At 41.1% G+C, this 23,315-nt stretch carries 19 protein-coding genes; 8 read left to right on the top strand and 11 right to left on the bottom strand.

Annotated features, from left to right (window positions below; translation table 11 throughout):
* The first annotated feature begins 71 nt into the window (after positions 1 to 71).
* From AAEU28_RS16535 to AAEU28_RS16525, 3 genes are all read left to right on the top strand, one after another.
* Positions 72 to 1,919: a S8 family serine peptidase gene (locus tag AAEU28_RS16535; protein ID WP_421965112.1), complete on the top strand. Its 1,848-nt coding sequence runs from the start codon at positions 72 to 74 to the stop codon at positions 1,917 to 1,919.
* 108 nt (positions 1,920 to 2,027) lie between these two features.
* Complete coding sequence (locus AAEU28_RS16530; protein WP_421965111.1) at positions 2,028 to 2,657, top strand: LysE family translocator; 630 nt, start codon at positions 2,028 to 2,030, stop codon at positions 2,655 to 2,657.
* Positions 2,658 to 2,679: 22 nt separating this feature from the next.
* Positions 2,680 to 3,141 (top strand): methylglyoxal synthase, encoded by a 462-nt coding sequence (locus AAEU28_RS16525; RefSeq protein WP_421965110.1) that lies wholly within the window; start codon positions 2,680 to 2,682, stop codon positions 3,139 to 3,141.
* 24 nt (positions 3,142 to 3,165) lie between these two features.
* Here the strand turns inward: AAEU28_RS16525 and yegD are convergent, their stop codons facing one another.
* The 6 genes from yegD to sixA all read right to left on the bottom strand — a co-directional run bounded on the left by yegD (position 3,166) and on the right by sixA (position 10,006).
* On the bottom strand, positions 3,166 to 4,527 hold the full coding sequence (gene yegD, locus AAEU28_RS16520) for a molecular chaperone (RefSeq protein WP_421965109.1): 1,362 nt from the start codon (positions 4,525 to 4,527) through the stop codon (positions 3,166 to 3,168).
* A gap of 54 nt (positions 4,528 to 4,581) precedes the next feature.
* On the bottom strand, positions 4,582 to 5,418 hold the full coding sequence (locus AAEU28_RS16515) for a DNA ligase (protein ID WP_421965108.1): 837 nt from the start codon (positions 5,416 to 5,418) through the stop codon (positions 4,582 to 4,584).
* Between the two features lie 79 nt (positions 5,419 to 5,497).
* Entirely contained in the window at positions 5,498 to 6,166 is a 669-nt protein-coding gene (locus AAEU28_RS16510) for an HAD family hydrolase (protein ID WP_421965107.1), read from the bottom strand.
* 30 nt (positions 6,167 to 6,196) lie between these two features.
* Positions 6,197 to 6,496, bottom strand: a complete 300-nt coding sequence (locus AAEU28_RS16505; RefSeq protein ID WP_058029251.1) for a hypothetical protein — start codon at positions 6,494 to 6,496, stop codon at positions 6,197 to 6,199.
* Positions 6,497 to 6,884: 388 nt separating this feature from the next.
* Complete coding sequence (locus AAEU28_RS16500; protein ID WP_421965106.1) at positions 6,885 to 9,164, bottom strand: TonB-dependent receptor; 2,280 nt, start codon at positions 9,162 to 9,164, stop codon at positions 6,885 to 6,887.
* Positions 9,165 to 9,538: 374 nt separating this feature from the next.
* Positions 9,539 to 10,006, bottom strand: a complete 468-nt coding sequence (sixA, locus tag AAEU28_RS16495) for a phosphohistidine phosphatase SixA (RefSeq protein WP_421965105.1) — start codon at positions 10,004 to 10,006, stop codon at positions 9,539 to 9,541.
* Positions 10,007 to 10,168: 162 nt separating this feature from the next.
* Between sixA and AAEU28_RS16490 the strand changes: the two genes are divergently transcribed.
* The 4 genes from AAEU28_RS16490 (at position 10,169) to AAEU28_RS16475 (ending at position 17,277) form a co-directional block, all read left to right on the top strand.
* Complete coding sequence (locus AAEU28_RS16490; RefSeq protein WP_421965104.1) at positions 10,169 to 12,841, top strand: insulinase family protein; 2,673 nt, start codon at positions 10,169 to 10,171, stop codon at positions 12,839 to 12,841.
* 74 nt (positions 12,842 to 12,915) lie between these two features.
* Positions 12,916 to 15,177: a putative bifunctional diguanylate cyclase/phosphodiesterase gene (locus tag AAEU28_RS16485; RefSeq protein WP_421965103.1), complete on the top strand. Its 2,262-nt coding sequence runs from the start codon at positions 12,916 to 12,918 to the stop codon at positions 15,175 to 15,177.
* Between the two features lie 633 nt (positions 15,178 to 15,810).
* The gene (locus tag AAEU28_RS16480) at positions 15,811 to 16,197 is read left to right on the top strand and encodes an MmcQ/YjbR family DNA-binding protein (protein ID WP_421965102.1); all 387 of its coding nucleotides are present in this window, start codon (positions 15,811 to 15,813) and stop codon (positions 16,195 to 16,197) included.
* Positions 16,198 to 16,278: 81 nt separating this feature from the next.
* Positions 16,279 to 17,277: an ATP-dependent 6-phosphofructokinase gene (locus tag AAEU28_RS16475; protein ID WP_421965101.1), complete on the top strand. Its 999-nt coding sequence runs from the start codon at positions 16,279 to 16,281 to the stop codon at positions 17,275 to 17,277.
* Here the strand turns inward: AAEU28_RS16475 and nhaD are convergent.
* Both nhaD and AAEU28_RS16465 read right to left on the bottom strand, forming a co-directional pair.
* Positions 17,269 to 18,705, bottom strand: coding sequence for a sodium:proton antiporter NhaD (gene nhaD, locus AAEU28_RS16470; RefSeq protein ID WP_421965100.1), 1,437 nt, complete (start codon positions 18,703 to 18,705; stop codon positions 17,269 to 17,271). The genes AAEU28_RS16475 and nhaD overlap by 9 nt on opposite strands.
* Positions 18,706 to 18,801: 96 nt before the next feature.
* Complete coding sequence (locus AAEU28_RS16465) at positions 18,802 to 19,737, bottom strand: DUF368 domain-containing protein (protein ID WP_390447679.1); 936 nt, start codon at positions 19,735 to 19,737, stop codon at positions 18,802 to 18,804.
* Positions 19,738 to 19,889: 152 nt separating this feature from the next.
* On the opposite strand from AAEU28_RS16465, the gene AAEU28_RS16460 reads away from it, so the two are divergent.
* On the top strand, positions 19,890 to 20,738 hold the full coding sequence (locus tag AAEU28_RS16460) for a DUF3530 family protein (protein ID WP_421965099.1): 849 nt from the start codon (positions 19,890 to 19,892) through the stop codon (positions 20,736 to 20,738).
* Between the two features lie 3 nt (positions 20,739 to 20,741).
* On the opposite strand, the gene djlA is transcribed toward AAEU28_RS16460, so the two are convergent.
* The 3 genes from djlA to AAEU28_RS16445 are packed head-to-tail and all read right to left on the bottom strand — an operon-like array spanning position 20,742 to position 23,267.
* Positions 20,742 to 21,596: a co-chaperone DjlA gene (djlA, locus tag AAEU28_RS16455; protein WP_421965098.1), complete on the bottom strand. Its 855-nt coding sequence runs from the start codon at positions 21,594 to 21,596 to the stop codon at positions 20,742 to 20,744.
* Positions 21,586 to 22,260 (bottom strand): N-acetylmuramate alpha-1-phosphate uridylyltransferase MurU, encoded by a 675-nt coding sequence (gene murU, locus AAEU28_RS16450; protein ID WP_421965097.1) that lies wholly within the window; start codon positions 22,258 to 22,260, stop codon positions 21,586 to 21,588. Before murU ends, djlA begins: the two co-directional genes overlap by 11 nt.
* On the bottom strand, positions 22,257 to 23,267 hold the full coding sequence (locus AAEU28_RS16445) for an aminoglycoside phosphotransferase family protein (protein WP_421965096.1): 1,011 nt from the start codon (positions 23,265 to 23,267) through the stop codon (positions 22,257 to 22,259). Before AAEU28_RS16445 ends, murU begins: the two co-directional genes overlap by 4 nt.
* Positions 23,268 to 23,315 lie beyond the last annotated feature (48 nt).

Here is a 23,315-nt window from a genome sequence, read left to right as displayed (position 1 = left end):
CGCGTAATCTCGATCTTGTTAAAAAGATGTTTACAAAATATCAGATAAAAATTACAAAAGAGATAACAAGTATGAAGTTTAATAAATTCACCTCAGCACTACTTCTTGCAGGCGTTTGTTCAGCCGCTTCTGTTAACGCAGCGGACGACCGCTACATCATTCAGGTTGATAACGATAAAAAAGGCGTCGTTAAAGCATTAGCTAAAAAATTAGGCGCTGAATTACATGTTGATGGCAATGGGTTCTTCGCAGCAAGTTTCTCAGGTAAAGACCTATCGACTGTAAAAGGCTTACTAAACAACCCACATATTAAACTTATTGAAGAAGACCAAAAGCGTAAAGCACTGGGCATCTATAACGATGATCTAGGTAATGCAATGCAGCAACAGATCACCCCTTATGCTGTATATCAATCTCAAGCAGATCAGTTAACTTTTGATCCTAATGCTGGCATGAAAGTCTGTGTTATTGATTCAGGTCTAGATATGTCAAACCCAGATTTTATATGGGGTAACATTACAGGTGATAACGACTCAGGTACAGGTAATTGGTACGAGCATGGTGGCCCACACGGCACACACGTAGCAGGTACCATTGGTGCGGCTGACAACAATGTGGGTGTTGTTGGTATGGCACCAGGTGTAGACATGCACATTATCAAAGTATTTAACGCTGAAGGTTGGGGTTACTCTTCTGATCTTGCACATGCTGCAAACCTTTGTTCGCAGGCAGGTGCAAACATCATCAACATGAGTCTAGGTGGCGGTGGTTCAAACAGCACTGAATCAAATGCATTTGCAAGCTTCTCTCAAGCTGGCGGCCTAGTGGTTGCTGCTGCGGGTAATGATGGCAACTCAGTTCGTTCTTACCCAGCAGGTTACCCGTCAGTGATGATGATTGGTGCAAATGATGCAAACAACCAGATTGCAGATTTCTCTCAGTACCCAAGCTGTACATCAGGCAAAGGCCGTCGAGTTACCACTGACGAAACAATTTGTGTAGAAGTCACTGCTGGCGGTGTTGATACGCTATCTACTTACCCTGCTGGTATGGCAACATCAGCAAGCCTATCTATGGACGGCACACCATTTGAAACCTCTTCAATGGAAAACTCAGGCTCAGTAACCGCAGATGTTTACTTCATGGGCACAGCTGAAGCAACTGATGCACAAGCCGCAGGTAAAGTATGTCTAATCGACCGTGGTAATATTTCATTCCATGACAAAGTGGCTAACTGTGAAGCTTCAGGCGGTGTGGGCGCTATCATTGTAAACAATGAAGCGGGTATGCTTTACGCAACATTGGGTGACACGAATACAACCTCAATCCCAGCAGTAGGCGCAGCTTTTGAAGACCGTTCAGCATTAATGGCGGCGGCGACGGCATCTATCAGTATTGGCACAAGTGATTATGGTCTAATGAGCGGTACTTCTATGGCAACACCTGCAGTTGCTGGTCTTGCTGCACTCATTTGGTCAAATCACCCAGAATGTACTGGTGAAGAAATTCGTTCAGCGCTTAAAGCCACTGCAGAAGACCAAGGTGCGGCAGGTAATGACGTCTACTTCGGTTATGGTATTGTAAAAGCGAAAGCCGCTGACGATTATCTAACACAAAATGGTTGTGCTGGCGGTAATAATGGCGGTGGTGACAACGGTGGCGGCGATACAGGTGGTTCATTCAGCCTAACTGCTTCAGGTTATAAATCTAAAGGTTCAAAGTATGTTGACCTAAACTGGCAAGGTGCAACCACATCAAATGTTGATATTTACCGTAACGGTAGCAAAATTGTCACAACCAGCAACGATAATAGCTACACTGACAGCATCGGTGGTAAAGGCGGCGGTAGCTACAGCTACCAAGTTTGTGAACAAGGTAGTACTTCAGCCTGTTCAAGCACTCAGACTGTAGTATTCTAACCAACCATTTTTAAGCGGGCTTCATGCCCGCTTTTGTTTACCCCTGTATATTTTATTCAAACCCGCTTATACTCTGCCCCATTCAATAACAACAATAATTTAAGTGCGATGCTCAATCCCGAATCTGTCGTTTCTTTTTTAATTGCTAGTGCGGTTATTGCAGTGGCTCCAGGCCCTTCAAATGCATTCTTAATGGCACAAACATTTACCCATGGCCGAAAAGCAGGTATGCAAAGTGCGTTAGGATTTGCCGCAGGTGGCGTTATTCATACTATTTTTGCTGTAGTAGGACTGTCGGCAATTTTAAAAGCCTCTGAAACTGCCTATGCGACGGTGCAATATCTAGGCGCAGCCTATTTATGTTATTTGGGTTTTGTAACTCTTAAAGACACATTTAAAAAGCAAGTTGATTCTGAAGATAAACCCCATGTAAGCACTAAAAAACAGGGGAATGTATTTGTTCAAGCCATGATGACCGAAGTACTTAATCCTAAAGTGGCACTATTCTTTATTGCTTTTATTCCGCAGTTTGTTGACCCAACACTCTCTTCAACCACTTTACAACTGGCAATGTTTGGTTTGCTTTACCCTATTTTGGCTTTCCCAATAGATTGCGCCTACATTTACAGCGGTGACAAAATCGCTGGCTACTTTAGGCAGCACCCAAGCGCGCCAATCTGGATAGACCGCTTTTCGGGCTTTATTTTTATCGCCCTTGCGATTAACTTGTTACTCTAATAAATAAAAAAGAGAAATGAGTATGGAAACCAAGGTTGAGAAAATCCCAGCAAATAAGCACATTGCACTGGTTGCCCATGATGGTAAGAAAGACGCGTTAAAAGCCTGGTGTTTAGCTCATAGGAATACCCTTGAACGTCACACGCTCTCTGCCACAGGCACAACAGGTAATGTCATTGAGCAAGCAACTGGTCTTAGCGTCAATAAACTACTTAGCGGTCCTATGGGTGGCGACCAACAGCTTGGGGCGAAAATAGCAGAGCATCAAATACATATGTTGGTATTTTTCTGGGATCCCCTAGCTTCACAGCCGCACGACCCAGATGTTAAAGCACTGTTGCGCTTGGCTGCTGTGTGGAATATTCCAGTGGCCTGTAATGAAGCAACCGCCGATATGCTATTGCATTCATCTTTGATGAGTACTGAGTTTAGCCGCGCTTTACCTGATTACGACAAATACTTGGCAACGCGACTAAATACCTAACAAACTATATAAATTCAAAAGTGTTTATCTAAACAACTTTTCAGCCCACTTGGTTAAACCGGCGGTGACACTTCCAAAGTTATCGCCGCTTAACATCTCAATATCACCCAGTCGTTGTTTTAGCGCCGCCTTTAATAGTGGCGATTGCGCACTGCCGCCCGTTAAATAAATCACATCAGGTTGTGTTCCTGCATCTTGAATAGCTTGTTCGGCCAAGGTGCAGATCTGCTCTAAACTGTTTTCTAAAGCATCGGCTAATTGTGCATCGGTGATCAATTTAGCTAAGTCTTTAGCAATAAAGCTCATATCACAGTGACTCTGCGAGTCAGCACTTAACGCGATTTTCATTAATTCAGCTTGTCTTACTAAACGGTGAGAAAGCTTGTTTTCTTGCACTGTGATTAAACGCTGTAATCGCTCAGGTTGCTCTATCTCGCGAAGCATCGTGGTTAAGTCACGATGGTTTTTATCTGAGTAAAAGTCGCTTTGCATTTGCAGGTCGTTAATTTTACATGCTTGCCAAAACAACTGGTTAGGCATAGGAAGGCCTGACTTAAACTTATCGTCACGACCTAATAAATCTGTTAGTTCATAAAACGCCAATGCTATGTCTAAATCGTTACCGCCAATACGCTTACCGGTATGCGATAAAAAGTCAGCATTACGACAAGCATTGTCTCTAAAACTTGGTCCCATTTGCACAAACGAGCAGTCAGAAGTACCCCCACCGATATCGACCACCAGCACTTTTTTGTCAGTCGTGAGTCCAGATTCAAAATCAACCCCCGCAGCCAAAGGCTCAAATAAGAATTCCACTTCTTTAAAGCCTGCGCGTTTTGCTGCTGTGGTTAAGATACTCACCGCTTGTTGGTTGCTTTCTTCACCACCAATAGCCTGAAAGTTTACCGGACGGCCAATAACAGTGTGTGTCAGTTCATATCCCAGTTGTTGCTCTGCACGGTGTTTGATTTGCATGATCATGGTGCTGGCAATGTCTTCAAAAAATGCGATTTGTTGTGGCTTTAAGCCTACTGCACCGAAGAACGATTTTGGAGATTTAACGAAATAGCCATCTTCTGGAAAATCGATATACTCTTCTATGGCTGCCTGACCAATAGAAATACCGGTATCACAAGGCTCTAAATCTAGGTCACGTTTAATAGCCGGTACAGCATTTAAAAGGTGCGCCCTAGATAGTCTAAAACCCTCTACATCACCCTGATGTAAATTATGTGCGACATAATCTGAGATCAATGCGTTATGCTGTGCATATAAAGTCGAAGGTAAATAATGTTTGTTGTTTTCTAATTTAACGAGCGTCACCTGAGAGTCACGCATCACCCCCATCGCACAATTTGAACTACCGTAATCAAATCCAACTATCATCTCTAACCTCCGACACAAAAAAGGTCGCGCAGAGTAACACAGATAAAACTGAGTTTAAAATATTTCTCTCACCCTTAAAAACCGTGCAAAACGCGGCTTGTTATATTTTGTTTTATCTTGATAACGATAGGTGATCACTGTGCCTATTTTGGGCGGTTTCGCTCTGAGTGCATCAGTTAACCCCGAGCCTACTTTGAACTCAATACCATCATCTAAATTACGCACGATCAAAGCGCCTGTTTTGCCTTGGTACTTACCCTTACCCTCGCTATAACCAATTACAACTGCTTCGGCATCTGAGTAAGGTTTGTACTTTAACAATTGTGCTGAACGGCCTGCGAAATGTGAAGCAGTGGCTAAATGTAACATTACCCCCTCTCCGCCTTTTGCCACCACTTCATCAAAGTAATCATCTAATTGAGCTCTACTCGCAAAGCTTTGCTGCTTAATGGCTTGAATATGAGACTGCCTGATTACAGTGACCAATTGCAGATACTTTCTATAGCGTTCAGCAAAACTCCCTGACGCTTTTGGCATATCAAAGATCATATATTTTACTTTACGCCAGTCCTCATCATTGCCGTTCAGCTGTCTGGCAAGACCACTGACAAACTCAAATTGCCCGTAGTCGACCCAAAGTTCTCCATCTAGGTAGGTGTTTGGCAACTTCTCTGTAAACCAAACTGGTGCATGAATTGAGTTACCGCGTCGAGTTTTAAGTTGTGTGCCATCCCAAATGGCACGCACACCATCATATTTTTCACTCACTAAATAGTGTTCGACTTGGTGTGTATCGTGGAATACAGAAGCTAATTGCGCGGGTGAGGTATTTGCCCAAGAAGGTGAGCTTAGCAATAAAAAAGCTAAAAAATAAAAATAATACATACGCATGGCTCCTTATGCGCTGAAGTAAGGTTAATAATGAGTTTAGACTTCCTAGCTGCACTCACTAACTGAAGTATTGTGACCCTTATATCGTCTCAATATACGAGTTTTTTTGGATATACCCCCAAGCCCCAATAATATCATTGGCAATAAAACAGGCTTTGCTGTGATCTTGAGATTTTGAATATTCATGAGGGATAACAACTGTCAGTACGCCCGCAGCTGTCGCACTTTGTAGGCCCGTTGAACTGTCTTCTAAGGCAAATGCTTCCTGGGGCTCTATAGACAAAAGTTCAAGTGCTTTTAAATATGGCTCAGGATCGGGTTTTGGGTTGATTACATCGTCTTTGCATATCGTCGCACTGAACAAGTCTAATAATTCGTAGTGCGCTAATACAGGGATCGCTTCGTTGCGTGTGCTGCCCGTTACTAACACCAAGGTAAACTGCTGTTTAGCTGCATTGAGGAAAGCTTTAACGCCTGCTAATAACCTTGGTTTTACCTGTTCAGATGTTAAAACAAACTGCTGATTCTTTTGCTCACATAGCCACTGAGCTGAGACATCTAAATTATGCCGTGCCTTTATTACTGTTGCGGCTTGTAAGGTAGGGACACCCGCAAACTCTAAGCAAAAAGCTTGCTCTGTATAATGAATGTCAAAAGGAGATAAAACATGTTGCCAGCTGTCATAATGAACGACTTCAGAATCAACCAAGGTGCCGTCAAAATCTATCAGTAATGCTCGCTTTTCCATGTTTCTCTCCTTGAATTGATTGCTTTTAGATTATTGCTTTAAGCTCTCAGGTACTTCAGCTGTTGCTTCTTCGCCTGACTCAACCTCAACAAGCGTATAGCCTCGAGGTTGGCGTACTACTTTTAAGATTGGCTTTTCAAACGCAGACTTTAAACGGTCTGTATCAGCTTGAAGCTCTTCAACTGTGCGGCCAAAAGGTGCAGCACCTGTTTCAGACCAATTTGTTACTTTACCATTTAAGTTATATTCAACTTCGTGAATTTGATAAAGCGCCGCTTCATCTTTAGTTGCTTCACAAAAAATAACACGGTAATTCCAAAATCCAGACATAATTTTTCTCTTACTTTCAATTTAGGGCAACTTTACCAGCTCATTTTATTAATACCAATCCTCAATGTGACTTATTTGAGGCTAATACCAATCCGCAATAACACTTAATCATTTTGAGGGACTAAACCTGATGATAGCTGCGTTAAAGATTTCTCATTTAGAACAACTAAATAACGAAATATTTGCCTTGCCTACATGGATGTAGGTACCTCAGCGATAGCAGGACGCGTGAGCGGTGCTACCACGAGGTTTTCTTGCCTCAAAATAGACCTCTTAGTTAAGCGGATTGGTATAATCGGCATAAGGCTAAATACTATGTTTTCGAAATATAAAAAAACCCGCAAAAATGCGGGTTTTTACTAAAACGAATTTCTATTTCGAAATAAGATTAGAAAAAGCGTACTTTAAATTCAGCACCAATGTAACGCTCTTCATTTAACATACCAGTGTTGTTATTGAAGTCTACGCCACCAATAACCACTTGCTCGTCAAATAAGTTACGTACAAATACAGATGCTTCATATTCGTTGTCGCCAGCTAACCATTGGTAACCTGCACGTACACCGGCTTCAAATAACGCTTCACCTTTGAACTCAACCGCTTCATATAAGAAGAAGTCAATTTCGCTACGGTAAGATACATCTGAGTAGACGAAGAAATCACCGCCCTCAAGTTCTTTGGTGTAACGAAGAGTCGCGTTCGCAATCCACTCTGGCGCGTGTGGTAAGCTGTTACCATCTAAAACCGCTAAACCGTTCTCTACTTTGTTTGTTACTGTACACTGAGCACACACTTGAACAGCTAGGTCTTTATCGCTCAGCTCAGTTTTGTTGTAGCTCAGGTTAAATGTTGCGTTTAACTCGTCAGTTAAAACCCACTCTGAGTCAAGCTCGATACCGTAACCTGTTGTCTTATCAGCATTGATCAGACGGTTAAAGTTAGCGTCGCCACCTACAGCTGTTAACTGTTGGTCATTCATCTGGTAATAGAATACTGTCGCGTTAACACGGCCTTGACCATCTAAAACATCAGACTTGATACCCGCTTCAATTGAATTAGTCGTTTCAGACTTGGCAACTGTTACTTCATCACCGAATAAGATACGGCCCTGAACACTCGGCGCACGGAAACCGTTAGCGATACGTGCGAATAAGTTAATGTCATCAGTGTACTTATAAGTTGCACTTAAGTCCCAAGATACATGGCTGTCATCTGGATTTGCTGAGCCTTCTTTAAAGTCTGTCGCGCCTGTAAATGGCACCGGTGTTTTCGTGCGCTTCGCGTAGAACTCTTTTTCATCGTTTGAGTAACGAATACCAGCTGTTACTTTTAGTTCATCAGATACAGTGTAATCAAATGAACCAAATAGTGCCCACGCCGACGTACTTTGGTCTTGGATTGCATAACCGTTTTGTAAGCCATAATTGTTTGCTGCTGCGTCCCAAGCAAACGTGTCAAAACTGAAGCTTTCGATTACTAAATCTTCTTCGTATAAGAACACACCTACTTGGTAGTTCATATCGCCAGAGAAGTTACTTGAAAGACGAAGCTCTTGCGTATATTGGTCATGCTCAGGGATTGCATCAGCAGTTTCAGATGCAAACGGGATAAAGCCTGGGCCCATTGCAGGTAAGAATGATGCACCGTAACCACCATCTACGTCAGCGCGAGAATAGATTTCAGCACTTTCCCAACCAGTGATCGACGTTACTGTGTGCTCTTTTAAGTCCCATTCAAGTTTAAGGCTCAAACCTTGCGTATTTACCTGTTGAGTTGAACGTGAAGCGGCATCATGGTAAACAACATCATTGTCATACAGTGGGTTGATGTTATTTGTGCCCTTTTCAATTAGGTTTGCACGGAATGCAATTGGACGACCATCTAGGTCACGCTTGTGATAGTTTAAAAGACCAGTGAAGTCATCACCTTCATATAAAAACTGAACACGTGCTGCTTTTTCATTGTAACCACCAAGAGAGTCTTCTTTTTCGAAGCCAGGTGCTTTTACGTCGATGTAATCTGGACGATCTTGAATAAGTAGAGAAACACGCGTTGAAAGTTTGTCAGTTAGACCAGTACCTACAGCACCTTCAAAGTCTACTGAGCCTTTGCTGCCGTAAGACACAGCACTGTATGCATCGAACTCTTGGCTTGGCTTAACTGAGTCAAACTTTACAAGACCTGCTGGCGTGTTACGACCAAACAGTGTGCCTTGTGGGCCTCTTAGTACTTCGATACGCTCGATATCAAATACAGGGAAACCTTTAAGAATAGGGTTTTCTTGAACAATTTCGTCAACAACTAATGAAACAGGTTGTGACGCGTTCAAGTCAAAATCGGTATTACCCAAGCCACGAACATAAAAGCGCGGGAAAGTACGGCCGAATGATGATTCAACAGATAAACTTGGGATTTTTGCGTTCATGAAGCGAATATCCATACCCGCTGAGCTATATGCGTCTAATCCATCGCCTTGAAGGGCTGACACAGACACAGGTACTTCTTGCGCATTTTCAACACGTTTACGTGCTGTTACTTGAATAACTTCTAGCTGATTGCTCTTAGCTTCTTGCTCTTCAGCATGCGAGATGAACGAAGTACTTGCTACAGTAGAGAACAACGCTGCATTGACTAAAACTGCTAACGTAGATCTTTTGATTGCTTTCATGTTTGGGGTAAACCTTTTATAAGCACTCTATTGTTCAACGGTAAAATATGGGCGCCGTATCACATTGGCGTGATTAGTTCAATTTTTCGCCTATACTGAATGTACAATGCGGACCTTAGAGTCGAGAGTGCAAAACGAATTCTAAGGCTGAATCTAACGGCATAATTATAACAGCAAATTTCAAATTTGCTTCAAATAACCCCAAAAAAGCCAAAAATAATAAATTTTATCTACAAGATTACCGATTTTAACAACTTTTATTTTCTCATTAAAAAACAGAAACAAGGACATTTGTCCTGTACCAGCATAGGCAGACGTTAATTTGAAGCTTTATTTAAGCAAGGGAGAGATTTTAAGTTTGTACAATAAACAAACTAAAGTGAAGGAGAGACTATTTTTAAAAAATCCGCTTTTCTGTTTTTTTCATCATAACGAATAACCGCAATGCCAGCTGTAGAAAATATTGGCATATCACCTGGGCTCAATTGGTCGACCAAATAACTCACAATTGGCATGTGCGCTACCAGAAGCCAAATCTCAATCTCTGGGTTCAAACTCATTAAAGTTTCGAGATAATCAATCGCAAATCGCGCATCACCGCTGGGGACGATATCTTTACACACTTCAAAATAATCTGCAGGGTTGTGCTTAACAACTTGCTCGGCTGTTTGCTGCGCTCTAATAAAAGGGCTCACGAGTACTGCCTTTGGCTGATAATGCGCTTTAATCCATAGCGCCATTTCACTCGCTTGGCTTACTCCACGTGGGGTCAGCGCTCTTGCGGCATCATCAGCTTGCATAGGTTCGGCTTCACCATGGCGCATAATTAAGATTGTTTTCATAAAACCTCAAACACTTAGAGTAATAATTTTCAGTAAAGCGGTAGCAACTTAGCCACTTTGTTCGCTATATTAAAACAAAACACATGACAATCCAAAGAACCTAAGCAGCGGTAAGTTAGTTCAAATTGGCCTCATCTCTTACTTTATATCGGCGGCAGACTCTTGAAAATTAGCAATAATGATAAACGCAGCTATCAAACTCTTACACTCGACAATGGTCTGAAAGTACTGCTTGTACAAGACTTAGATTCAAAAAAATCTGCAGCGTCACTGACCGTCAATGCTGGACACTTTGATGATCCTAGCGATCGCCAAGGTATGGCACATTTTATTGAACATATGTTATTTCTCGGTACTGAAGCCTACCCTGACCCCGGCTATTTTTCTCAATTCATTAATCAAGCTGGCGGGCATTGTAATGCATGGACTGGCACAGAACACAGTAGCTATTTTTTCGATTGTGATCATCAACAATTACATGCCGCATTAGACATTTTCAGCCAGTTTTTTATTGCTCCCTTGTTCGACAAGCTTCAAGCTGTGAGTGAGCGAAATGCGATAGATGCCGAATACAAAATGAAAACTAAAGATGATGGTCGACGCATTTATCAAGTACATAAAGAAACGGCAAATCCTGCTCATCCATTTGCAAAGTTTGCCGTTGGCAACCACCAAACATTAGAAGACAGAGACACCTGCATCTCAGACGAGTTGCGTCAATTTTTCAACACCCATTACCTTGCCCAATGGATGACATTAGCCATTGCCGGACCGCAATCGTTGAATGAGTTAGCCGATATGGCTAGACAATATTTTTCTAAGGTGCCTTCAAGTCAAAGTATTAAACCCGCTATCAATGTACCTCTCTACCGTAGCAATGATCTGGGTAAACTCATTCACATTACGCCTAAAAAGCAAATGCAGAAACTGATTGTTAGCTTTGCTATGCCTAATGTACATAACCTTTATAAATCTAAGAGTTTGAGCTTTTTAGCTCACTTGATAGGCTTTGAAGGCGAAGGCTCACTGTACTCAATATTAAAAGCCCAAGGTTGGATCAATGCGCTTTCAGCCGGTGGCGGCGTGAGTGGCAGTAATTATAAAGACTTTAATGTCAGCTTTGCACTCACGGAGCAAGGGATCGAATTTTACGAAGACATCATTGAAATGTTATTCGAATATATCGCACTAATCGAGCATAAGTTTGCCGACTTACCTGCTCTCTATGCCGACAAACAAGCTTTATTAGAAATCGCCTTTGACAATCAAGAACCAAGCAAATTAGTAGAGTGGGTAAATGCCTTGAGCGTGAATATGCACCACTTCGATGAAGCGGATTATTTATGCGGTGATTATGTCATGACTGGGTTCGAGCCTCAGTTACACAAAAAGCTTTGCCAATACTTATCGGCTAAGAACATGCGAGTCGTTTTAATTCATCAAGGTGTTGCAACTAATAAAAGAGCCCAGTGGTATAACACAGCTTATCTGGTAGAAGATTTACCTACGCAATGGCTTGAGACACTTGATAAAATAAAACACCCTCTTCCTGAAATGAAGATGCCTAGCGTCAATCCTTATTTAAAAACAAAACAAGTGTTACACACCAGCGCGCCGTCTTTCTCTGTGCCAAAAAAGCTCGCTTTCAAAGAAGGATTAAATTTCTGGTTTAAACAAGACACAGAATTCAAAGTCACAAAAGGTCACCTATATATCGAGATAGATTCAAAAGTCGCGGTTAATTGTGTTAAGAACATGGCACTCACACGGTTATTAGCCGATTTATTAATGGATAGTCTCGCAGAGCCTTTCTATTCAGCAGAACTTGCGGGGCTTAACTACCATATCACCTCTCATCAAGGTGGTTTGACGCTCAATACAGCTGGTCTCTCGGCAAACCAGCCTGAATTTGCAATAGAGTTGCTCAGCTATATTTTATCTCAAGATATTAACCCTATTCGATTTGCTGAATATAAAAAACAACTATCAAGACATTGGCTTCAACATAACCATAATAAACCTGTGTCTGAGCTATTTAGCATATTAGGGGCACATCTAATGCCTTGGAATCCAGCTCCTGAAGACTTAGCGCAAAGTCTAAAAGGCATTACATTTAATGAGTTCAATGAATTTAGACGTGCATTTTTTAAAGCCATACACATTAAAGCATTTATGTATGGTAATTGGCGTGAAAGTGATGCTGAAGATATGCTAAACAGCATCAAAGAAACCTTCAAAGAAAGCGAAATCTTAGAAGATTTAAAACGCCCCCTTATTAAACTCAAACAACACATGACGCATGCTTCTTTCAAAGAACAGGCTGAACATGGATTACTATATTATATCCAAGCAAAAACTTCAGATGTTGATGAAAAAGTACAACTCATGCTTATTAATCAACTTGTACAGCATCTGTATTTTGATGAACTCAGAACAAAACAACAATTAGGATATCTTGTTGGTGCGGGCTATGCGCCATTTAATACTCGTGCAGGGCTAGCGTTTTATGTGCAATCTCCAAATAACTCTAGCCTACTACTGCTGCAAAGCCATGAAGAATTTATCAAAATGTTCTTAGATAATTTGTCTGAATTAAGTTCTGAGGCATTTTTAGAGGCTAAGCAAGCTTTAAAGCTACAAATTGCAGAAAACGATAAAAACTTGAGACTAAGAGCTCAACGACTTTGGGTCGCGATCACCAATGAAGATCACCACTTTTCAATGCAATCTAGATTACTGACAGCCCTTCAAACACTGACAAAAGATGTATTTATCAATAATGCTATCTCTTTGATAAGTAATAAAGACTCTCATGCAACGCTAACTTTCAACTGATAAGGCTCTGTTATCTACTTTACTCTCAGTTCAGCATAGATTAGATTAGGCGTTGTTCTGAGAAATAAACATCTATGATTAAAAATATAACAATAATGATGTTCATAGCGTTATTAAGCTCATTATTTAGCATGCCATTGATGGCATTGGAGTTTAATCAACAGAGCCTGGGAGCTAATATTTATTGGCTTGCTCCTGTGGGCTTAATGACATTATTCACCACCTATTTGCTATTTATAAACCGTAGGCTAAAGCGTTCACAGCAAGACCTAGCTATGTCTGAATTACGCTTAAAACGCACTGTTGAAGGCAGTGGTGATACGCTATGGGACTGGGACATCAGCTCAGGGGAAATCATACGTATAAACGATAAATACATGGTATGCCAAGACCAACCTGAAAAAAGTGCACGCTTTTTACCAAACGCTCACCGTATACACCCTCAAGATCTCCCCCTAGTAGACAAATTACTTAAGCAGCACTTTGCTGAGCAAACGGCTTTTTTTGAAGCCAGTTACCGCCTAAGAGATACCTTAGATCAATACCACTGGGTGTTAGATCGCGGAAAAATCATTGAAAAAGACGCCAATTTAAACCCTATAAGAATGACAGGCACGGTACGTGATATTAGCCACCTAAAAAGTACCGAAGAGCGACTCAACTTATTTGCTAAATGTGTCGAATCCCTGACTGACGCCATTGCCATTTATGACAAAAATTACCAGCTTGTAGACGTCAACCCCAGCTATTTAAAACTCTTTGGGGGGTTAAGAGCTCACTACCTCGGAAAGCAATTTACTCTTCCTGGATATGATGAAGGCTATATCCGTGAAGTAAAAACAAACCTAAAAGAGTCTGAGCACTGGCAGGAAGAATTAAAGCTCAGGAACTTTAAGAATATCTTGTTACCAATCGAAGTCAGCATCGACGAAATAAAAAACAGTCATGGGCAGGTAACAAACTATGTTGTGATTTTCTCCGATTTAACCGAGCGTAAAAAAGCAGAGTCGCAGCTACATAATCTCTCTAACAGAGATAGAACAACAGGTCTGCCGAATAGGAACCTATTTTTCACTAACTTAAAAAAATTAGCGCAGCAAGATGTTCATCATGCTCTGCTGGTCTTTGATTTAGACAACTTTAAAAAGATTAATGACTCACTGGGTCATCAACTCGGAGATAGTTTGCTTGCAAAACTGGCAATGCGCCTCAACAAGCTAGCTCGACAACAAGACACCTTTTACCGTTTAGGCGGCGATGAATTCGCATTAGTGATGACCGGCACGAATGATATTCACACCATTACCAAAACTGCTAAGCAGTTTTTGGCAGCCATTGCAACGCCATTTAAAATGGCCAACCATGAACTCGTGATCACCTCTTCCGTTGGCATTGTGCTATTTCCTGAAGATGGAGCAACGCCAGAAATCTTACTTAAGAATGCAGATACAGCCATGTATCATGCAAAACAAAAAGGTAACCACTACTTATTCTTTAACGACTCTATGAACGAACAAGCCGTTAAACGGTTACAAATCGAAAACCTGATGCGTTTTGGTTTAAAAGAAGATCATTTTGTCGTTTATTACCAGCCTAAAATGGACATCAAATCAGGCCTGCTTGTCGGCATGGAAGCGCTAGTCCGTTTTATAACCCCTAAAAAAGGCATTATAAGCCCAGGTGTGTTTATTCCTATCGCGGAAGAAACAGGACAAATCATTGATATTGGTGAGGTCGTGCTCGACAAAGCCTGTAAAGATGTAAAGCGCTGGATAGATCAAGATTTATTTGACGGCCGCGTTGCCGTTAATTTATCTGCAAAGCAATTTAGTTTGCCCGACCTTACCACGCGTATCGATATCATCTTGCAGAAAAACCATTTGCCCTCTTACTTTCTTGAGCTTGAAATCACTGAAGGTACAGTCATGGACGACCCACAAGAAGCCATTAATATTATGCGCTCGCTCAGTGCCAGAGGCATACACCTGGCGATTGATGACTTTGGTACAGGTTATTCATCACTGGCTTATCTAAAGCAGTTTCCTCTGAATACGTTAAAAGTCGATAAAGCTTTTGTCGACGACATGCACAATGAGCGTGGTCGAAATATGGTAGACTCGATTGTAACAATAGCTCAAAACCTAGAGTTACACGTTGTCGCAGAAGGTGTTGAAAAGGCAGAGCAACTGGCAATATTAGAAGAGTTAAATTGCCAAACTGTACAAGGGTACTATTATTCTAAGCCCCTTTCAGCTGAGGAGTTTACTGAGTTTTTGAAACAACAAAGAGCTGTCAAAAATAAGCAAGCTAAACCAGATTTAAAAGTAGTTAGCTAACTGTTCAGCTTACCTTAAAACACTTTAGTTTTCCCATTTGCATGTTTCTTAAAATAGCCATTCTGTAATGTACTCTCAAAAACACCCAACAAATAGGACCAACAGCCAAACTAAATACAACCCAACGCTTTGTCGGCATGCCTAGGCGAATAGTTTCGCAATAAATGGCCATTGCACTTAAAATCAAACAAAACATCACTAACATTAGCACCCCCTTCAAATTGGCGAATTATACAGCAACCAGCATAAAAGAAGCACAAAAAAACGTTTAATTGTTGCAAAATATTGCATTATTTCATTTAATACCAAGCCATAATTTCACTTTTAAAATGGTATTTTATTCATTTTTTCATAACTAACTGATTTATAGTTAGGTTAAGTGAAATTTAAACTGGTCGTCATGGCGAGGTTTTAGCACAGTTTTTACGCACAGATTTTGTGAATGTAAAGAAAGGCGTTTATTGACTATTGCTCATCACTTTCGAGCAAACTGAGTTCCCAGTTTACCCAATTGTGTAAGCAAACTCAGTAAACAGACTAAAATGTTTTTTCCTGAGATTATTGTCTTTACGAATTAAGTGCTAAACTCAAACCATGTGGTTTTAATTAATAGTTACTTCAAGGATAAGAGCTATGAATAAACAAAGCGTACATGATTATTTGCAAAGTAAACCAGGCACGTTTATTACGCAGCCTTTTTCGCAGGATAGCGATGTTTACAAAGTGCAACATAAGATGTTTGCCACCCTTTACGAAGGTAAAGAAGGTCAACTAGACGAAAACAATGAGCCTGTTTTTTGGTTAAATGTGAAGTGTGATCCTGACGAGGCATTAATACTTAGAGATAAGTACGAATCAATTTTGCCGGGTTATCACATGAACAAACGTCTTTGGAACACGATTGTCCTTGATGGCACGGTACCTGAAGACGAAATCAAAAAGTTTATCGATGACTCTTATCAGATAGTTGTTGATAACCTGCCTACAGCTCAGAAAGAAGCGTTAGCGAATCTTTCATAACCTGAGTACACGTGTAATGGCCTCCCTCGTTATCTGACGAGGGCCATTCCACCTCCCCCCCTTCGTATGAAAACTATCAATATGAAAAAAGTCGCTTTACTCACCAGTGGTGGTGATGCCCCAGGCATGAACGCTGCTATTCGCGCAATTGTGCTTAATTGTGAATATAACAATTTATCTTGTTTTGGTTTTTATCATGGTTATAACGGCCTAATAGAAGACCATCTGCTCCCTTTATCTAGCCAATTAGTTAATGCCGAAATAAAGAATGGTGGCACCCTATTAAAAAGTGCGCGTTGTCCTGCCATGATGACTGACACGGGTGTAAAGCAAGCATGTAACACGCTATTAAAGCACGAAATTGACGCCCTAATCGTCATTGGGGGAGATGGCTCATTTCATGGCTTATTAGCAATTAAGGCCCTTTGGCATGGCCAAGTTATTGGCTTACCTGGCACCATAGATAATGACCTTTATGGCTGTGATAAAACCATAGGTTTTGCGACTGCGGTTAATACCGCAACGCAAGCAATTGATAAAATCAGAGATACCGCTAACGCATTTGATAGAGTGTTTATTGTAGAGGTAATGGGTAGACACAGTGGCCATATCGCCTTTCAAGTTGGCTTATCTTGTGGTGCTGAGAGCATTTTTTCATTCGAGAATTACAGCAATGAAAAACACGACATCATACTCGAAGACCTAATTGAGAAAATACAGAAACAACAACTAAATCGCCATGCAAGTTACTTAATTGTACTAGCAGAGAACTTATGGCCTGGTGGTGCTAATGCCCTTCAAGAGCAATTAAAGTCCCAGGGTAAGATTGAAAGTGCAATTTGCATTTTGGGTCATACGCAAAGAGGAGGAGATCCAGTCCCTGAAGATAGAGTGCTTGCCACTCAACTTGGACTACAAGCTGTTGATGCCTTAATCAAGGGTGAAGATAAGGTTATGATTGGCTTAAGTGCAGCGCAACTGACCAAAACTGACCTAAACAAAGCTGTTTCAATAAATAAACCTGTGAGCGATGAACTAGTCAACGCCCACAAAGGTCCACTCACCCACTATTTAAAATAGGTCAGCATTTAGCCATAAGTGTAAAACAATACTTACTGCATACCCCAGCGCAATCACAGGGGTCCATTTAAGATGACCAAAGAAAGTATAATAGCCTCGAGCTTGTCCCATCAGTGCCACACCCGCCGCTGAACCAATTGATAACAAGCTACCACCAACACCTGCAGTCAAAGTAATTAATAACCATTGACCATGTGACATTTCAGGCTGCATTGTGAGTACAGCAAACATCACCGGAATATTATCAATAACAGCCGAGATGACACCAAGAAACACATTCGCAGCGGTTGTTGACCAACCTCCGTAGAGCACTTCAGACATCAAGCTCAAATAGCCCAAGAATCCTAGCCCACCAACACACATAACAATGCCGTAGAAAAACAATAATGTATCCCACTCCGCACGCGACACTTTGCTAAATACATCAAACGGTACAACACTGCCTAATCTCGCTAAACGCTCCTTGTCACCCTGTTGCTCTGCAAGTGCTTTTTTGCGAGCCAAAGACCCCGGTAATGTTACTCTTAGGAAATAACCAAAAAACTGAAGATAACCTAGCCCCATCATCATGCCTAATACCGGTGGAAGGTGTAAGAAACTATGGCACGCAACAGCTGTTGCCACGGTAAATAAAAATAATGACAAGATACGTAAGGCACCACGTTTTAATTCAACTTCTTCATAAGCCGCAGTGGGTTGTTTATTCTCAACATAAAAACTCATAATAGCCGCAGGGACTAAGAAGTTTGCTAAAGAAGGTATAAATAAGACTAAGAACTCACCAAAGGTCACCATACCTGCTTGCCAAACCATCAAGGTCGTAATATCTCCAAACGGGCTGAATGCCCCACCAGCATTAGCTGCAATGACAATATTGATACAAGATATATTGATAAAGGGTTTATCACCTTCAGCCACTTTCATCACCACGGCACACATTAATAGTGCGGTAGTTAAGTTATCCGCAATGGGTGAAATAAAGAATGATAAAAAGCCCGTGATCCAAAATAGATTTTTATAGTTGAAGCCTTTGCGGATCATCCAAGCTCTTAAAGCATCAAAAACTCGGCGTTCTTCAAGGGCGTTGATATAGGTCATTGCTACCAATAAGAACAACATCAACTCTGCGAATTCGAGTAAATTATGTCTGAATGCCTCTTCAGTAACATGGGGGATATTTTCACTGACGTAAAAACTGCCAATAAGAATCCAGATTAAACCTGCGCCCACCAGCACAGGCTTTGACTTTCTCAAATGTAATTTTTCTTCCAACATAACTAAGGTATAAGCCAGAATAAAAATAGCGATGGCAGCAAAACCTACCGCAGAATTTGTTAAGTCTAAATGAGCACCTGCTGCCCAAACTGAAGGAGTAAAGCTAGCTATCAAAGCTAATAGAAGTAGAAGTGTATAGCGCCGAAAGGACATGTTATTGCCTACTATGATAGTCAAAAGAGAGTATTTAAGTAGGCAATAAAATAGCACAACGGCAGTGATTACCAATTGTACAGAAGTCTATATTTACTATTTTTCCGCGGTTAGTTTTTCAATCGCTAAAATTAATACCAACCCAGTAATGGCAAGCGCAATACATAGCAATGTCATTGGGTCTTGCCCATTTAATGTTGCAAATTCTGCAGGCGAAATATTTTGCTGCATGAGCGGCTTTTCAATGCCCTTTGAATTAGTGTAAGTCGTCAGCACTTGTTTCCACGGCCAAAGTAGATTCAAAGAGCCAACTAAAAAGCCTGCCAATAATGCAAAAGTTAACTGCTCAAAGCGATTCAATAACCAAGCCAGAAAACGAGAAAAGACCATCAGGCCAACAACACAGCCCATCAAGAATAAGGCAATTAACGCAAATTGTTTTTCTGTCACGGCTGTCAGAACATGGCCGTACATTCCCAATAGCAATAATATAAAACTGCCCGATATACCAGGTAAGATCATCGCACAAATGGCAATCGAGCCGGCAACAAAATAAAACCACCAACTCGGATTCGCTTCAGCAGGTGACATTGAGGTAATAGCGTATGCGATTAACGCGCCTAAAAGACAACTTGTCACTGTCTTTAGGTTCCAAGCTTTAACTTGCTTTGCAACATAGATAAAAGAGGCAATGATCAAGCCGAAGAAAAATGCCCACACAAGTAGTTTATGATGTTCCAGTAAGTAGGTGATCAGCTTTGCTAAGGAAGCGGCACTTGTTAATAGTCCAGCGAAAAGTGTCACTAAGAAGGTCCCGTCTATATAGCGCCAAGTGGCTTTAATACCTTCTTTTTTAAGTAATAAAAGTGCATCTAAATTAACACTTTTTATGGCATTTAATAATCTGGTATAGATGCCAGTAATAAATGCTATCGTACCACCCGATACGCCTGGCACAACATCAGCGGCCCCCATGCCAGCACCTTTCAAAAATAAAAATAAAAAGTCACGTTTACTTTGCAACTGCGACATAGTGTCCTTTTCTCCTAATCAAAACAGCGAGTCATATTATCCTAAATTGGTTTAGACAAGAACCACTCTCAGCTTCGATAACGAAAATTATGTTTCTAAAGTTATGCTTACATTGCCCGATAATGTAATTATGTAAACCAATTAAAATCACTATGCCCTATTTTATTGCATTTATGATGTTGCTATTTGCCACCCCTGCGCTCAACGCAGCACCGAGTGAGTATGTAATGCCTGCGGAACCCAAAGTGTGGCACCAACAAGATCTGAAAAATTATATAGATGCCAGCAATATCATCAATATAACGGTTAACGAGCAACCCTTAGATGTGCTATTTCAAACCTATATGAATGCAACCAAACGTGGCATAGCGATTATCTTACCTGATATTGGCCACTCACTGCTGTCTTCAAATGGAAGCCAATTTTTACAACAGGCCCTCGCTGATGATGGCTACGATACGTATGTTTTGCCTTCACCAGCAGTGCTATTTGAATCTTTAGAAATACCTGACTTTACACAAGAGCAACAACCTAATCCATTTGCTAAAGCGGTGTTTTTTCAATCTGAAAGCATGCTTAACGAATACAAGAATGAGCTGGCAGCACGTTTTCAAGCATTGACACAGGAGCTGAGCAAAATGCCTGATGAACATATTGTGGTTATAGCCCTCGGTACCAGTGCTGGCGTATTTGCAGAGCTGATATCAGAACAACCACAGCTCCCCGTTGATGCATTAGTCACTATCAGCGCGCATCTCCCCCATCCAAAACGTAATAAAGATTTAGCCGCAACATTTTCCCTTGTTAGCCCCCCTCTGCTAGATATTTTTTACAGCAATGATGGACCTGCGGTCACGCAAAGTATTTCGAACAGAAAACGCTGGGCAAAGAGAAACAGCAAGTACGATTACAGACAAAGGGAGCTGTTTGGGCTAAGTCACGAGCTGAGGCAACACCAAAGACTGAGAAAAGAAGTGAACGGCTTTCTCAGTCATCTATAAATGTTACTTAGCCTTAAGAAATTCATACGCAGACTGAATATCCTGGCTTTTTTGTTTTGCAATTTCCATCATATGAGGCGGTAAGCCTTGTGAAACAAGCTTATCTGGATGATGTTGTGACATGAGTTTTCGATAAGCACGTTTGATATCTTTTTCACTGGCATTTTTAGTTAGACCCAACACAGCAAGCGCGTTGTCACGATTTAAAGACGGTGGTGTCGCTTTATGTCTATAATCAGATTGCTGTTCAGACTGATAGCTTGATTGATGGCTATGTTGCTGACTTCGTTGTTTTCTAAATTGAAATTCTGCTTGATATCGGTTTAGTAAGAATTGAAAGTGTCTGCTTGATAAACCAAGCAAGCGGCTTACTTGCTGTAAAAGTTGCTTTTCTTGCTCTGCTAAGTGACCGTCCGAAAACGCCATTTGAATTTGAATTTCTAAAAACAGCTGAAGTAAGTCATAACGACGGCCAAATACTTCTTTTACATCTCGAATTGACTCTTTTAATGAAAACTCGCTCGATTTTCCTGAACGAAAAGCATTCTGTGCCTCTTTCCTCTCTTCACCGTGTAAACCCATTTCATCCATAAATGCAGTGGCAGCTTGAATATGAATTTCACTGACACGTCCGTTCGACTTTGCAATATGACCCATGACCGCAAAGCAGCTAGAGAAGAATAATGCTTGACGCTGATCTAACTCGCCTTTATCAAAAAAGCCCTGAAAGCCACCGGCTTTGTCAAAGTCCTGCTTTAAACTTTTATCAAATAAGTGGCCAAGCCAAAAACCAAGCGCCGCGCCAAGCCAACGACCAAACATAAAGCCAAAACACGTACCTAGTAGCTTACCCCACATATGCAGTTCCTAATTGCTTGTTGATTTCCTCTAATCTTTCTGGCGTGCCAATATCCGACCATACATGCAAATATAACTCACGTGATACTCGCCCTTCTTCGATACCTTGTCTCAGCAGAGGTCCTAAAGCTAGAAATTGATTGTCGTAAGTATCGAAAAAAGATTGGTGGTAAAGGCCTATACCTGAAAAGGTATACTTCTGTGCTTGGTTCGCTAACCCCAAAGTAAAGTCACCATCTGGATGATGCGCAGGGTTTTCCACTAAAACAATGTGTGCTTCGCCTTCTTGCAACACCAGCTGCGTTAGAGCGTGTACATCGTAGTCAGTAAAAATATCCCCGTTGATGACGATAAACTTATCACATGCTTTACATAAAATTGGTAACGCATTGATGATACCACCGGCCGTTTCTAAACCCCCTTCAGGCTCATAGCTGTACTCAATCTTGACGCCTAATTGCAAGCCATCACCAAAATACTGCTCTATTTTGTCCCCTTGCCAGGCAAGATTAATGACTATCTCTGTGATCCCCGCCGCTTTTAAGCGTTCGATATGGTATTCAATTAACGGTTTCCCATTTACTTCAAGCATGGGTTTAGGTAATTCAGCAGTCAAAGGCATCATACGTTTGCCTCTACCTGCTGCAAGGATCATTGCTTTCATGTCTGCGGCTCTAACTTACGCTTAACTGCTGGAATTATCTCATTGTCGAGCCAAGTTGCAAGCCATTGAAATTGTTCATACTGTTTACTTGTTTCAAGAATATAATCTAATGTTGGTAAAATATTTTGTAGATACCCTGATTTACCATCCCTCAGTAGCAAGCGGCAAAATATCCCTGCGGCTTTTAGATGCCGTTGTAAACCAGTCAGGTGGAAGTAGTCGCAATATTGTCCAAATGATAAATCAGCCATCAAACCTTGTTTATAAAACAGCTCGTAGTTGTATGTAAGCAATTGTTCAAACTCATGCTCCGGTAAAGTGAAATAACAGTCTTTAAGCAAAGAGACCGCATCATAACTGATTGGACCTTGAACAGCGTCTTGAAAGTCAATTAACGCCCACCCACCTGACGTTTTCATGATATTTCTAGAATGAAAATCCCGATGCATCGTCACTTGGGGTTGCTGTAGCATAACCTCAATTAAACTCGTTTCCAGTTCATACCAAAGTCTTTGATGCTCACCCGATACATTTAAACCTAGCCATTTCTCGAGCAACCACTCTTTGAAAATATTGATTTCTAAACGTATAAAATCGTCGTCGTACGGTTTCATCCACTGACTGGGTGATATAGAGGCAATTTGTGGTAACAAAGATAAAACTACCTTGTAGTCTGTCATTCGGCTATCCAAACTTAAACGATCTGCCAGGTGCTCTGTTCCCAAATCGTTTAGTAAAATAAAACCAGACTCGAAATCTGAAGCGAGTACTTGCGGCACAATGAGTCCCACCTTAGCAAAATCTTGTTGTAACCCGACAAACGGTCGGTTATCAATTAAATCTGCAGGGGAATCCATTAAAATCAAATTTTCAGAATCGGTTACGACTCGGTAATACTGCCTAAAACTCGCGTCTGAAGTAATTGCATGAAAAGAAAAAGGTTGGCGGCCTAAGTATTTTATTAGAAAGGCTTCTAATTGTGTTTTTCTGTTATCGTTCTTTATCACAATTTTACATTCTTAATTACTGAATTTAACTCTGTTTTACTTTATGAT

It is taken from the genome of Pseudoalteromonas sp. SS15 (assembly GCF_049257195.1).
Classification (GTDB): domain Bacteria; phylum Pseudomonadota; class Gammaproteobacteria; order Enterobacterales; family Alteromonadaceae; genus Pseudoalteromonas.
This window is presented reverse-complemented; position numbering and strand designations above follow the sequence as displayed.